This is a genomic window from Pseudomonas putida (assembly GCF_002741075.1).
In the GTDB taxonomy this organism is placed as follows: domain Bacteria; phylum Pseudomonadota; class Gammaproteobacteria; order Pseudomonadales; family Pseudomonadaceae; genus Aquipseudomonas; species Aquipseudomonas putida_T.
Map to the genome: position 1 here is coordinate 2,883,614 of NZ_CP016634.1, position 13,752 is coordinate 2,897,365.

Consider the following 13,752-nt stretch of genomic DNA (forward strand, 5'->3'; position numbering starts at 1 on the left):
CCGCTTAATGGCAATCATACATACGGCCATTGCACCGCTGGGCTGTGCGCTATCGGTACGCAAGCCCCAATTCGGATTGTCTGTTCCGACCCTTTCGCGGGTGAACCCGCTCTCACAGGTACAGCACATTCACCCGCGAATGCCGGCGAGAAGCCGGCGCACTTCGCATCAGTCTTGAGGCTGCAAGGCTGCGCGCAGGCTCTCGATGGCCGCGTCACGGGCCTCGCCGGTCTGGAACTGCGGCCCATCGGCAACCTGCTCGCCGTTCAGCCAGAGCGAGAAGCCCAGGCCTTCGACACGCACATCCGCCTCCCCCCCCTGCTGCAACTGCTTGCTCACGGCGCCTGCGCTCTTGCCGTCGGCGAAGCTGCGCGAGAGCAGCAGTTGTTCGCCATCGGCGGCCAACAGGCGGAAGCGGAAGCTGCCGTCGTCGTCGCGGAAACTAATGAAACGCGCAGTCTTGGCAGCTTTCTTCTTCACTTCGGCGCTGGCCTGGACGCTGGTGCGGAACGAACGCAGGCCTACCGCCTCGCGCAGTTGCTCGAGGAACGGCGTGGCGATCTTGCGGGCCTTGGCGGCACCCGCCAGGAGAATGTCTTCCAGGTCGGATGGGCGCGAAATCAATTGGTGGTAGTGCTCACGCTTTTCGGCCAACTGGCCGTCGAGCAACTGGAACAGACGCTGCTTGGCCTCCCCCCAACCCAGGCCCTGCAACAGCTCTTCCCGGAATTCGGCCGACTGCGCGGGCGTGGCGAAGGCCTGGAACAGGGTGAACAGGTGCGAGTTGTCCGCATCTTTCGGCTCGCCCGGCGCGCGGGAGTCGGTGACGATGCGCGAGATCGCGTCTTTCATGTCCTTGGCGCTGGTGAACAGCGGGATGGTGTTGTCGTAGCTCTTGGACATCTTGCGACCGTCCAGACCCGGCAGCGTCGCCACGGTTTCCTCGATCACCGCCTCCGGCAGGGTGAAGAAGTCCTTGCCCTGGCCGAACAGGTGGTTGAAGCGCTGGCCGATGTCGCGAGCCATCTCCACGTGCTGGATCTGGTCACGGCCGACCGGCACCTTGTGGGCGTTGAACATCAGGATGTCCGCGGCCATCAGCACCGGATAGCTGAACAGGCCCATGGTGACGCCGGCGTCCGGGTCTTCGCCGGCTTCGACGTTCTTGTCCACCGAGGCCTTGTAGGCGTGGGCGCGGTTGAGCAGGCCCTTGGCGGCGACGCAGGTCAAAAGCCAGGTCAGCTCAGGGATCTCAGGGATGTCGGACTGGCGATAGAAGGTGACCTTGTCCGGATCCAGGCCACCGGCCAGCCAGGTGGCGGCGATCTCCAGGCGCGAACGCTGGATGCGCTGTGGATCGTCGCATTTGATCAAGGCGTGATAGTCGGCCAGGAAGTAGAACGAGTCGGCACCGGGCTGCTGGCTGGCGACGATCGCAGGGCGGATGGCGCCGGCGTAGTTGCCCAGGTGCGGGGTGCCGGTGGTGGTGATACCGGTGAGAATGCGCGTAGTCATGGGTGTTCGCTTGATCAGGCTTGGCTCAGTTCGAAAGACGCGGCAGCACCAGATCCTTCAGATCGGTCAGCTTGCCATGGAAAAAGTGTCCGCATTCTGCCACTTTCAGCAGCTCATGGGGGCGCGGCAGGTTGTCGGACCAGTCATACACCAGTTGGGGATCGACGACCTCATCGGTGTCCGGCTGCACCACGGTCAACGGGCAACGCTGGGCCAGCGGGAACTGCTCGCTCAGGCGCATCACCGCCGGGGCGATCATGAACAGGTGCTGCAACGTCACATCGGCAGCCTCCAGGCGCCCCGCCAGGCTGGCCGCGACGAATCCACCGAAGGAGAAGCCCATCAGCACCAGCGGCAGCTCAGGATGCTTGGCCCGCAGCCAGGCCGCAGCCGCCTGGGCATCGTCGACTTCACCTGCGCCCATGTCATGGGTGCCGGCGCTCTGGCCCACGCCACGGTAGTTGAAACGCAAGGTGATGTAACCTGCGTCACGGGCGGTACGCTGCAGGGTCGAGACCACCTTGTTGAGCATGGTGCCACCCTGGACCGGATTGGGATGGCAGATCAGCACCGCACCACGGGCATCGGCCACATCCAGGTACAAGGCTTCCAGCTGGCCGCATGGGCCATTGATGAACAAGGGGGTTTCGCGGATAAGCAAGGCACTACTCCGTGACCTCGGTGAAGGTCGACTCGTCTAGCTGAAGAATTCTGTTCTGATTTGCGATCGCTCGCGGTATACAGCGCAGGTCTGAGCCGTTAACGTAAAGCAAAGCCGTTTATAGAGGAAGGACTCGTGGAACTCTCGCTCCTTGTTTGGTTGTTGCCGACCCTGGCCCTCGTCGTCGGCGTGGTGGTGGGCTTCGTCGTTGCCCGTCTGCTGCCCAACGCAGCGCCCAGCAGCACCCAACGTCAGCTGGATGACATCCAGCAGCGCTTCGATAGCTACCAGAACGAAGTGGTCACCCACTTCAACAGCACCGCTTCGCTGGTCAAGAAACTGACCCAGAGCTACCAGGACGTCCAGGACCACCTCGCCGACGGTGCCAACCGCCTGGCCCTCGACGACGTGACCCGCCAACGCCTGCTGGCCGCCCTGCATTCCGAAGCGGCCCAGGGCCCACGTGATCGCCTGACCCCGCCCAAGGACACCGCCGAAGTGCCTCGCGACTACGCGCCGAAGACGCCGAACTCGCCGGGCATGCTCGACGAGAGCTACGGCCTCAAGCGCTGAACATCAAAAAGGCCTCGCAAGAGGCCTTTTTTGTGGGCGTTCGCCAGGGAAGACCTGGGCAATGCCCGTAGGAGCTGGCGAAGCTGCAAAGCAGCCCCAGGATGAAATGAGCTTGCCTTCAACCACAAGCCCTTGCCAGCCCGCCGCTCATCGACACCAAGGGGCCACACCGTCAGCGATTTCATACCGTGCCCTCGCCTGCCCCAACACCTCCTCGCCCAACCGCCCTTGCCTCATCAGGCTGTACAGCGCCGCCATCACCACACTGTACCGATCCACCTCGAAGAAGCGCCGCAACTGCTGACGTGTATCGCTGCGCCCGAAACCATCAGTGCCCAGTGTCATGTAAGGCGCCTGCACATATTCGGCGATCAGTTGCGGCCAGGCCCGGGCATAGTCGCTGGCGGCGACCACCGGATCATCACCGGCCAGGCACTGGCTCACATAGCTGCTCGCCTCACGCCCCTGGATTGCCGCCCGTTGCGTGTCCCGTGCCTCACGCGCCAGTTCGCTGAAACTGGTGACACTGAAGACGTCGCTGTCCACCTGCCATTCGGTGGCAAGCAGCTCGCTGGCAGCGATCACTTCACGCAGAATCGCCCCGGCGCCGAGCAACCGCACTTTGGCACGTGGCTGCAGGGCTTGCTGCCTGGCGAAACGGTACATGCCGCGCAGCACATCGCCCCGTACGGCGTCGGGCAGCGAAGGCTGTGGATAGTTTTCGTTCATCACTGCCACGTAGTGGAACTCGTCGCACTGCTCCACCAGCATGCGCCGGGCCGCGTGATCGAGTATGACCGCCAATTCGCCGGCAAAACACGGATCCCACGCCCGGCAATTGGGCACCAGCGCCGCCATCACCAGGCTGGAGCCGTCCTGGTGCTGCAACCCTTCGCCGCCCAAGGTGGTACGCCCGGCCGTGGCGCCCAGCAGCAGGCCACGGGCGCGCTGGTCAGCAGCGGCCCAGATCAGATCGCCCACGCGCTGGAACCCGAACATCGAGTAATAGATGTACACCGGCAACATAGGTTCGCCGTGTACCGCGTAGGACGTAGCCGCCGCCACCCACGAAGAAATCGCCCCAGCCTCGGTGATCCCCTCCTCCAGCAGTTGGCCGTCCCGTGCCTCTTTGTAGCTGAGCAGGGACCCGGCATCCTCAGGCTCGTAGCGCTGCCCGCAGGACGAATAGATTCCGATCTGCCTGAACAAACTGGCCATGCCGAAGGTACGCGCCTCATCGGCGACGATCGGCACCACCCGCGGCCCCAGCTCCGGCGCCTTTAACCAATGCCCGAGCAGCCGCACGGCAGCCATGGTGGTGGACATTTCCTTGTCCGCGGCATGCAGGGCGAAACCGCCGAAGGTTTCCAGATCCGGCAGCGCCAGGCGACGACAGTCGCTGCGCCGCACCGGCAACGTCCCGCCCAATGCCGCCCGTTGTTTGCGCAGGTAACGCATTTCCGGGCTGTCCTCGGCAGGCCGATAGAAGCGCAGTTGCTCCACGGCGTCGTCCGATAGGGGCAAATGGAAGCGATCACGGAACGCCAGCAGCGCCTGGACATCGAGCTTCTTGGCCTGGTGCGCGGTCATCCGCGATTCGCCGGCGCTGCTCATGCCATAGCCCTTCTTGGTCTTGGCCAGGATCACCGTCGGCCGCCCCTTGCAGGCCTTGGCCGCGGCATAGGCCGCGTGCAGTTTGCGAAAATCGTGACCACCCCGCTTGAGGGCGTTGATTTCGTCGGAGCTCATGTGCGCCACCAGACGTCGCAGCGCCGGCTGCTGGTTGAAAAAGTGCTCGAGGTTGTAGGTGCCATCCTTGGCACCAAGGGTCTGGAACTGCCCGTCTGGCGTCGCCGCCAACTGACGCAGCAGCACATGCTCGTGGTCGCGAGCGAACAGGGCATCCCACTCCGAACCCCAGAGCACCTTGATCACGTTCCAGCCTGCGCCGCTGAACAACGCCTCGAGTTCCTGGATGATCTGCCCATTGCCACGCACCGGGCCATCCAGGCGTTGCAGGTTGCAGTTGACGATGAACGTCAGGTTGTCCAACCCTTCGCGCGCCGCCAGGGTCAGGCCCGCCGTGGATTCTGGCTCATCCATCTCGCCATCGCCGAACACGCCCCAGACATGCCGTGAATCAGTCTCGAGGACGCCGCGATGCTGTAAATAGCGCATGAAGCGCGCCTGGTAGATGGCGTTGAGCGGGCCAATCCCCATGGAGCCGGTCGGAAACTGCCAGAAGTCGGGCATCAACCACGGGTGTGGATAAGAGCACAGGCCATTGCCGGCGACTTCCTGGCGATAGCTGGCCAGTTGCGCCTCGCTCAAGCGCCCTTCGAGAAACGCCCGGGCATAGATACCCGGGGCGGAATGGGGCTGGAAGAACACCAGGTCGGCCGAGCGTCGCTCGCCACCGCTCTCTCCACGGAAAAAGTGCTGGAAGCCCACCTCGAAGATCTCCGCCGCCGAGGCATAGCTGGCGATATGCCCGCCCAGATCGCCATAGGCGTGATTGGCCCGCACCACCATGGCCAGGGCGTTCCAGCGCAGGATGCCGGTGATGCGCTCATCCATCTCCAGATCGCCCGGATAGGCGCCTTGCTGCTCCACCGACAAGGTGTTGCGGTAGGCAGAAAATGGCAGGGCATCACGCGCCAGCCCTAATTCCAGGGCATGGCTTTGCAGGCGCTGCAATAAATAGCGCGCTCGGGCTGGCCCGCAATGGGCCAAGGCCGATTCGAGCGCTTCGCACCATTCGCGGGTTTCAGCCGGGTCACTGTCCAGGTCAGTATCTTGGGCCGTCAATGGCTCGTTCGGATTCATCATCGCCACCATCGGGCTTATCCTTCATGTTCCGGGCACGATTCGCGGGTAAACCCGCTCCCACAGGTTTTACGCTGCTCTCAGAAATATCGCGGTGTCTGTGGGTTTGCGCGCGGAGCAAGTCCGTTAACCCCACAGATTCTGACGCCGTTTCAGGCGCAGGCCTTCAATGCCTGGGCGATATCGGCCATCAGGTCATCGATGTCCTCCAGCCCCACCGACAGCCGTACCAAGCCTTCAGAGATGCCATGGTGGGCACGCTCCTGCGGCGTGTAGCTCGAGTGAGTCATGCTCGCCGGGTGCTGGGCCAGCGACTCGGCATCACCCAGGCTCACCGCCCGGCTGAACAGCTGCAGGGCATTCATGAACCGCCGCCCCGCCTCGATCCCGCCCTTGAGTTCGAACGCGATCATCCCGCCCGGCAGACGCATCTGCCGCTGGGCCAACGCATGCTGGGCAAAACTCGGCAGGCCCGGATAGTGAATCAATTCCACCTGGGGCTGACGCGCCAGGTATTCGGCCAACTGCTGGGCATTGCTGCAGTGGCGCTCCATGCGCAGGGCCAGGGTCTTCATGCCACGCATCAGCAGCGAGGCATCGTGAGGCGAGAGCACCGCACCGGTCATGTCCTTGAGGCCCTCCAGGCGGATGCGGTCGATCAACGCCTTGCGCCCGACCACCAGACCCGCGGTGATATCGCCATGACCACTGAGGTACTTGGTGGCCGAGTGCACCACCAAGTCGGCACCCAGCTCCAGCGGGCGCTGCAGGTAGGGCGTGCAATAAGTATTGTCCACCACGATGTGGATGTCGCGACCGCCCACCGCCTGCGCGACGGCCGCGATATCGACCAAGTGCATGTTGGGGTTGGCCGGGCTTTCGAAGTAGATCATCCGGGTCTTTGGCGTGATGGCCGCCTTCAGCGCTTTTTCGTCGTTGAGGTCAACGTGCAGGATCTTGACCCCGAACTCGCCGATGCCATGGTGCAGATAGGCGAAGGTGCAGCCATACAGGGTACGCCCGACGATCAGTTCATCGCCCGGTCGTAGCAGCGTCCATAGCGTCGAGGTGATGGCCCCCATGCCCGAAGCCAACGCCAGCCCAGCTTCGCCACCTTCGAGCGATGCCATGCGTTGTTCGAGCAAGGCCAGGGTCGGGTTGGAAATGCGGCTGTAGAAATGCCCACTCTCCTCACCTGCAAAACAGGCGGCGCCGTACTCGACGGTCGGGAAGGCATAGGTGGCGGTCTGATACACCGGCGGCACCAGCGCGCCGCCGTGGGAAAGCGGGTCATAGCCATGATGGATGGCCCGCGTGGAAAAACCGGTGTTGTTATTGGAGTCGCGCATGGCAACAGCCTCTGGTGGTTTGTTATAAGCTTATGCCACCGCGTCGCGGGTAATTTTCCAAAATCGCCCACGCATACGCATATCTTTTGGCACAAAAACAACAAAACAAACATCAGGAGGGCAAATCATGCCTTCAACCCTCGACCGCACCGACCGTGCCCTGCTCGCGGCCTTGCAGGACAACGCCCGCCTCACCGTCGCCGAACTCGCCGACCAAGTATCCCTGACCACCTCGCCCTGCTGGCGGCGCGTCAAGCTGCTGGAGGACAACGGCTACATCACCGGCTATCAAGCCATCCTCTCGCCCAAGTCGCTGGGCTTTGGCGTGACCGCCTTCGTGAGCATCATGATGGATTCGCACACCAAGGAAATGGCTCTGGCCTTCGAAAGGAAGCTGCTGGAGATCCCCGAGATCGTCGCCTGCCACAACATTTCCGGGCGCTACGATTTCTTGCTGGAGATCCTTGCGCGGGACCTGGAATCGTTCGGGGAATTTACCCGGGAGGTGTTGCAGCGTTTGCCGGGAGTGAAGGAGATCTATTCGAGCTTTTCGTACAAGGCGGTGAAAGAACGGCGAGTGATTCCGGTGTCGGAAAAACACATATGAAATAGCTCACAACCCTCATACCCAGCGACTCCACCCGACACCACAACGACTAACTTGCGCATGTTTTCATCCGGCCGATTCATCTATGCCCCATGAAAGCACGCAGCCGCCCTCCTATTGATCGCTGAAATCTATAGAGCGCAACGCTCCATGTAAGACTCGTCTCCCACTAACGAGGGGAGCTTCCTACTTGAACTTGTGAAAAAGCGAAGTATCCCGCAAGAGGGTTCACGGTGAAAATAATACCCCCCTAGATGCGCGAGCACACCATGGAACGACTCAACCTTACGATCATGTTTTTTCTTTCCGGGTGCGGCAACGACTGGATGTGGATCCCTGATAGACAAGAAATAAAATTCAAATGTGACATGGACCCCTATCGGCAAGGTTGCGAAAGAGGAATAGATCATCAAGAGCATTACAAACTGATTCAAAAGCCGAAAAATTAAATCCATTAAACTTCCCGACCTGAAGCGCAGCCGCAGCAGCTCCAACCCACGTCAATAAACCCAGCAGCTTTGCAAAGCGCAAGCAAACCAGAAGTCTTCCTTCTATAGCCACCAGAATCTCCCTACGGCCGCAGCCGAGGCATCGCACAATATAGCGCCCAGCGTTTACCAAAAATCCTTGCCAGACTTAGAAATCCAAAACACGCTCACCACAAAAGAATAATCAATGCCCGATTTACCCTACTCAACCATTAAAGAGCTGACCGTTCTATCAGCGATCTTTCTAGCAGGTTGCAATAGCGACATGCCTTTATTCTTCCCCGACCGATAAGCGGTTCATTTCCGATGCGACATAGATCCTATCCAGCAAGACTGCAAACGGCAGATGGACTATCAGGAACACTTTCGATGGATCAAGCAACCCCAGCCCTAGGCCTCTTGAAACAATCACTTCTCACCGGCCTCCTGCTGCTATCAGCCTGTAGTGCCGGCGGCCCCTACCTGGTGCCAGACAGCTCAGATCAACACTTCAACTGCGACATGTCCCCCTACAGCCCAGCGTGCGTGCAACGCAGCGATTATGACCGGCACCTGGAAATGATCAGGACTGAAAAACAGACCCGGCGTCTGTTGCGCAACTAGTCTGACGCCACGAATTAAAAAACCGTCCAAAGGCGGTTTTTTAATTCGCAATAGTCGAGAATCGAACTGTGCCGTAATGACGCAGTATATCCAACATCTAACGCCCCTCCAAACTGGTGGTTTGGGTATCGATCACCAAGTCCGCATCCAGCGGCACATCGTATGGAAAACTTTTCCCCAGGGTGTAGCTCCATAGTTAGAAGGTACATATGAATCCTACAATGTGCTCCTACAGCGCTTACCGCACCTTCGTTCACAGCCCTGCTATATACCCGACAGAATCCTCTCAGCCAATTCTCAATAATCGCCATGACCGTTCAACTTGGAGAGGCTCATGGCCCCACAAAAAATCGGAAGCACTTATTATCTAGATGAAGGCCTCTATATCAATGCTTATCGCGACAAGCCATTTACAGGTGGCATAGGTGGCGGTGGAAGCGGCTCGGGTGGCTGGGGACTGAACGAAGGCCCACGTAGGGGAGAGGGGCAAGGGTCTCAACGCCCGCGTCATGACATCATACCTGGATGGAACACTATATTATTTGACGAACTAAAAGGCATCAATGCTGATATCGATAAAAAAATGGCACCTCGCTACAAAGCGCTTTCCAAAACAATAGAGATCGAAATAAACGAAGCAAAAAATCGCCATATTTCAAAAGGCGCCACTCCTTACATCAAAGCCAAAGCCGAACAGCATGGATTATTTGAACTCATCCACAGCAAACGAAGCGAATACACCACCCACCTTGAAAGAGAGCTTTCATTCTGGGGTAGCAGCATCTTCTACAAACCCCCAATCTATTTTATTTCCAAAGGCACGAAGCTCCTGAAGAAAAACAAACTAGATGCGGCATTCTTGGGATACGAAACCTCTTTACAATCCGCCCATGAGCGAAAAATAATTGACCGAATATTCGAAGCCATCCGCCCGCACCTTCATGCTACAGCGAAAGCGTTGGAAACCACTGAAAATCTTGCCCACCTTGATTACGCCCTAACAATAAAAACCCTCGATGAAAAAGCAGACGCCATCCGGATCGAACAAATATTTCATTTCCAGGCCCTCCCTGGCTTCTTACAAAATGATTTACTGAAGGCATCTCCGAAGGCAAGCCAACAAAACTCGGTACAAACGTTGGCCTACTATGAACAAGCACTACGGACGTTGGCTGCTAATAGGGCTAAAGCGATAACCCCTTATCTCAAGGCCAATCCCAACATTAAGGCACCTCTGACAAGCGCTGAGCTGGAAGCACTTGATAGCCTGATCCAACATCAACAGCTCAAAGGTGTCGGGCCACGTTGGCTCGACTATCACAAGTCACTGCTCAACAAGGAGTCTGCTCGGATACTGAACGACACACTGACGGCATTTTCCGGACTGAATGCCCGTGCAAAACGAGTGGAGCAACAGCGAACCGCCGCCAACGCGCAGGAAGCGGCTCGCAAAAAAGCAGAAGCTGAACGCAAAGCCAAAGAGTTGGCTCAGCAAAAAGCGGACGCAGCGCGCAAAGCCGAAGAGCTCGCGCGCCAAAAAACCGAGGCTGAACGCAAAGCAAAAGAAGCTCAGCAGAGGGCTGAAGCTGAACGCCAACAGATCAGTTTCATCGCGCTGGAAGGCGCTTCGGTCTCCTTACCGCCGGCGCTTCCTATCGGTGCAGCCACCTTCGCGATTCCACAAACAGCCTACATTGCACTGCAAAACGCCATACAGGAGGCCGTGACTGGTTTGGCCCGCATTGCAGCGCCAGTGGTCGGTAACATCCTTGTTGGCACTCTGTTTCTGGCTTGGCCTTCGACATTGGGAAACAGCGAACGGCGCTACCTGGTCAGCGTCCCTCTCACAGACCTTTCTACACCTGACAGACCAGACTTAGCAGCCCTGGCTCTGAAATCGGAAAGTATCGACCTGCCCTATCTGATCGCAAGCAGCGGGAGCGGGGCCGAACTAGATCTGTACCTCACCCCCGGAGGTCGGGCGGTTCCTGTTCGCGCCGCCACGTTCGACAGCCAACGCCAAGTATACAGCCTGGCACTGGACAACCCGCAGCGCATTCTTACTTGGACGCCCGCCAACGCACCAGGTAGCGAACATGGGAGCTCCACCAGCCTGCCACCCATCCCGCCCGGCACTGTCGTCTACACCGGCAGCAGCTTGAATCCGGTCAAGACGGAGCAACAGGGCTATCCTGCGTTGGATCTGCTGGATCAAGAACGGCTGATCGTTACCTTTCCGGCTGATTCGGGTTTGCCACCGATACTGGTGATATTCAAAGATCCTCGCCTGGATCCGGGGGAACATTATGGGCAAGGCTTGCCCACCTCCGGTGTCTGGCTTGGAGATCAAGCGCGTAGCTCAGGAGCGCCTATCCCATCGGAGATTTCAAAGGCGCTATCGGGTAAAGCGGTGCGAGACATGAAAGAATTCCGAGAGGATATTTGGAAAGCGGTGGCACAAGACAATCAACTTTCCGCCCAGTTCTCCGAAGCCAACCTGAAGCGCATGGCATCAGGGCTAGCTCCAAAAGTACAAAGTATTGATCGGCACAAGTCACAGTCTACTTTTGTACTTCATCATCACATTCCTGTTTCAGCAGGCGGTGCGGTCTACGACCATGACAATATTCGAGTCGTCACCCCAAAAGCTCACTTACAAATTCATTACGGAGAGCAGCCATGAAAGAGAAAAGCAAAATTTCTGACTATACTGAATCAGAGTTCCTCGACTTTTTAAAATTAATATTCGAGACAAACGGATCCAGCCCTGATGAAATACTGGACCCATTACTGGATCATTTTGAAAACATTACCGAACACCCGCTGGGGACTGATCTAATTTTCTGGCCAGAAACGGCTGAATTAGGAAAGCCAGAGCAAATTGTTCGAATTGTCAAAGAGTGGCGCTTGGCAAATGGCAAGGACGGCTTCAGAGCTTCATAAAATTGGGCCAGTCAAGGCCCCTTATGAAACGTCAGCGCTCACCGGCCTCCTACTCCTATCAGCCTGTAGTGCCGGCAGCCCCTACCTGGTGCCAGACAGCTCAGATCAACACTTCAACTGCGACATGTCCCCCTACAGCCCAGCGTGCGTGAAACGCAGCGATTATGACCGGCACCTGGAAATGATCAGGACCGAAAAACAGACCCGGCGTCTGTTGCGCAACTAGTCAGGTGCCATAAACAAAAAACCCCGCCGAAGCGGGGTTTTCTGTTTATGGCAAGCGGATCAGATCGCGCCGCGCTGACGCAGCACATCCAGCACCTGCTTGACGCCGTCTTCAACGCTGGTGGTCTGGGTGTCGATCACCAGGTCCGCGTCCAGCGGCACATCGTACGGGAAGCTTTCGCCCGGGATGTTGTCGCCGCCCGCAGCGTACAGGCCCTGTGGGTCGCGTTCGCGACAAGCGATCGGCGAGGCCTGGACGTAGACGGTGACCAGGCGCTCCTTGCCGATCAGCGCCTTGGCCTGCTCGCGGCCTTCGGCGTCCGGGGCCACGAAGGCAGCCAGGGTCAACATGCCGGCTTCGTTGAACTGACGCGCCACGTGGGCGGCGCGACGCCAGTTCTCAGTGCGACCGGCGCGGTCCTGTGGCAGGCCTTTGTTAAGGTCATGACGCAGGTTCTGGCCATCGAGCACATAGACCGCACGGCCCATGTCGAACAGCTTGCGTTCAACGGCATAGGCCAAGGTGCTCTTGCCCGCGCCGGAGAGGCCGCTGAACAGCACGGTGGCTGGCTGCTGGCCGAAGCGCAGGGCACGCTCTTCGGTGGAAACGTGGGCGAGTTTGCCATGCTGACCAGTGCTGCCGTGCGGCAGGACCGGCGGGGCGATGATCATGCCGGCGCCGACGGTGCCGTTGGTCAGGCGGTCGATGACGATGAACGCGCCGGTGGTGCGGTTGCTGTCATAGCCGTCCAGGGCGATGGCGGCATCGAGGCTGACCTTGACCCGACCGATCTCGTTCAATTGCAGGGCACTGGCAGCGCCTTGCTCCAGGGTGTTCACATCGACCTTGTGGGTGATGCTGGCGATCGAGCCCGGCACATAGCTGGTGGCGCGCTTGATGTCGTACTTCTTGCCCGGGAGCATCGGCTCCTCGGCCATCCATACCAGCATGGCGTCGAACTGGTCGGTAACCGGCGGAACGTTGTCGGCATGCACCAGCAGGTCGCCACGGGAGATGTCGATCTCGTCTTCCATGGTCAGGGTGACGGCCTGGCCAGGGCCTGCGTTTTCCAGTTCACCTTCGAAGGTGACGATGGACTTGACCCGGCTGCTCTTGCCCGACGGCAGCACGACGATTTCGTCGCCCTTGTGCACCACGCCGCTGGCGATGGTGCCGGCGAAGCCACGGAAGTTCAGGTTCGGACGGTTGACGTACTGCACCGGGAAGCGCAGGTCGGTGAAGTTGCGGTCGGCCGACACTTCGACGGTTTCGAGGATTTCCATCAGCGTCGGGCCGGCGTACCACGGCGAACGCTCGCTGTGGTTGACCACGTTATCGCCCTTGAGCGCCGACATCGGCACGAAGTGCAGGCTGCTCGGGGTCAGGTTGATGGCTTCGGCGAACTTCAGGTAGTCGGCCTTGATCGATTCGAAGACGTCCTGATCGAAGCCCTTGAGGTCCATCTTGTTGACCGCGACCACGATGTGCTTGATGCCCAGCAACGAGGCAATGTAGCTGTGGCGGCGGGTCTGGGTCTGCACACCGTAGCGGGCATCGACCAGGATGATCGCCAGGTCGCAGGTGGACGCGCCGGTCGCCATATTGCGGGTGTACTGCTCGTGACCCGGGGTGTCGGCGATGATGAACTTGCGCTTGGCGGTGGAGAAATAGCGGTAGGCGACATCGATGGTGATGCCCTGCTCACGCTCGGCCTGCAGGCCGTCGACCAGCAGCGCCAGGTCCACTTCCTCACCGGTGGTGCCGACTTTCTTCGAGTCACGGGTGATGGCCTCGAGGTGGTCCTCGTAGATCATCTTGGAGTCATGCAGCAGGCGCCCGATCAGGGTGCTCTTGCCGTCGTCGACGTTGCCGCAGGTCAAAAAGCGCAGCAGTTCCTTGCGCTCGTGCTGGGCCAGGTAGGCGAGGATGTCCTCGCTGATCAGATCAGATTGGTGCGACAT

The 13,752-nt window shown here is 59.3% G+C and carries 9 protein-coding genes and 1 pseudogene; 4 read left to right on the plus strand and 6 right to left on the minus strand.

What is annotated here, in order from left to right; translation table 11 throughout:
• Positions 1–168 precede the first annotated feature (168 nt).
• Together IEC33019_RS13425 and IEC33019_RS13430 are read right to left on the minus strand one after the other, a co-directional pair.
• Positions 169–1,515 (minus strand): tryptophan--tRNA ligase, encoded by a 1,347-nt coding sequence (locus IEC33019_RS13425; RefSeq protein WP_070092325.1) that lies wholly within the window; start codon positions 1,513–1,515, stop codon positions 169–171.
• A 25-nt stretch (positions 1,516–1,540) separates the two neighbouring features.
• Complete coding sequence (locus tag IEC33019_RS13430) at positions 1,541–2,176, minus strand: alpha/beta hydrolase (RefSeq protein ID WP_070092324.1); 636 nt, start codon at positions 2,174–2,176, stop codon at positions 1,541–1,543.
• A gap of 135 nt (positions 2,177–2,311) precedes the next feature.
• Between IEC33019_RS13430 and IEC33019_RS13435 the strand changes: the two genes are divergently transcribed.
• Positions 2,312–2,749, plus strand: a complete 438-nt coding sequence (locus IEC33019_RS13435) for a YhcB family protein (protein ID WP_070092323.1) — start codon at positions 2,312–2,314, stop codon at positions 2,747–2,749.
• A 147-nt stretch (positions 2,750–2,896) separates the two neighbouring features.
• Here IEC33019_RS13435 and mdeB read toward each other — a convergent pair whose 3' ends face one another.
• Both mdeB and IEC33019_RS13445 read right to left on the minus strand, forming a co-directional pair.
• Complete coding sequence (gene mdeB / locus IEC33019_RS13440) at positions 2,897–5,578, minus strand: alpha-ketoglutarate dehydrogenase (protein WP_372340665.1); 2,682 nt, start codon at positions 5,576–5,578, stop codon at positions 2,897–2,899.
• A 149-nt stretch (positions 5,579–5,727) separates the two neighbouring features.
• Entirely contained in the window at positions 5,728–6,924 is a 1,197-nt protein-coding gene (locus tag IEC33019_RS13445) for a methionine gamma-lyase (protein ID WP_070092322.1), read from the minus strand.
• Positions 6,925–7,051: 127 nt separating this feature from the next.
• On the opposite strand from IEC33019_RS13445, the gene IEC33019_RS13450 reads away from it, so the two are divergent.
• On the plus strand, positions 7,052–7,531 hold the full coding sequence (locus IEC33019_RS13450) for an Lrp/AsnC family transcriptional regulator (RefSeq protein ID WP_070092321.1): 480 nt from the start codon (positions 7,052–7,054) through the stop codon (positions 7,529–7,531).
• Positions 7,532–8,719: 1,188 nt separating this feature from the next.
• Here the strand turns inward: IEC33019_RS13450 and IEC33019_RS28200 are convergent.
• Positions 8,720–8,800 (minus strand): annotated as a pseudogene (locus tag IEC33019_RS28200) (hypothetical protein); the annotation flags it as partial.
• A gap of 156 nt (positions 8,801–8,956) precedes the next feature.
• Here IEC33019_RS28200 and IEC33019_RS13465 point away from each other — a divergent pair.
• Together IEC33019_RS13465 and IEC33019_RS13470 are read left to right on the plus strand one after the other, a co-directional pair.
• Positions 8,957–11,305: an S-type pyocin domain-containing protein gene (locus IEC33019_RS13465; protein ID WP_099593629.1), complete on the plus strand. Its 2,349-nt coding sequence runs from the start codon at positions 8,957–8,959 to the stop codon at positions 11,303–11,305.
• The gene (locus tag IEC33019_RS13470; RefSeq protein ID WP_043207449.1) at positions 11,302–11,565 is read left to right on the plus strand and encodes a bacteriocin immunity protein; all 264 of its coding nucleotides are present in this window, start codon (positions 11,302–11,304) and stop codon (positions 11,563–11,565) included. Before IEC33019_RS13465 ends, IEC33019_RS13470 begins: the two co-directional genes overlap by 4 nt.
• A gap of 285 nt (positions 11,566–11,850) precedes the next feature.
• Here the strand turns inward: IEC33019_RS13470 and cysN are convergent, their stop codons facing one another.
• A complete protein-coding gene (cysN, locus tag IEC33019_RS13475; protein ID WP_070092318.1) occupies positions 11,851–13,752 on the minus strand; it encodes a sulfate adenylyltransferase subunit CysN in 1,902 nt (633 codons plus the stop codon).

Excerpts from the sequence above, each read along its gene's own strand:
- IEC33019_RS13465 (WP_099593629.1), top strand. The coding sequence starts at position 8,957 with ATGGCCCCACAAAAAATCGGAAGCACTTATTATCTAGATGAAGGCCTC.
- mdeB (WP_372340665.1), bottom strand. The coding sequence starts at position 5,578 with ATGATGAATCCGAACGAGCCATTGACGGCCCAAGATACTGACCTGGAC.
- cysN (WP_070092318.1), bottom strand. The coding sequence starts at position 13,752 with ATGTCGCACCAATCTGATCTGATCAGCGAGGACATCCTCGCCTACCTG.
- IEC33019_RS13470 (WP_043207449.1), top strand. The coding sequence starts at position 11,302 with ATGAAAGAGAAAAGCAAAATTTCTGACTATACTGAATCAGAGTTCCTC.
- IEC33019_RS13445 (WP_070092322.1), bottom strand. The coding sequence starts at position 6,924 with ATGCGCGACTCCAATAACAACACCGGTTTTTCCACGCGGGCCATCCAT.
- IEC33019_RS13425 (WP_070092325.1), bottom strand. The coding sequence starts at position 1,515 with ATGACTACGCGCATTCTCACCGGTATCACCACCACCGGCACCCCGCAC.
- IEC33019_RS13450 (WP_070092321.1), top strand. The coding sequence starts at position 7,052 with ATGCCTTCAACCCTCGACCGCACCGACCGTGCCCTGCTCGCGGCCTTG.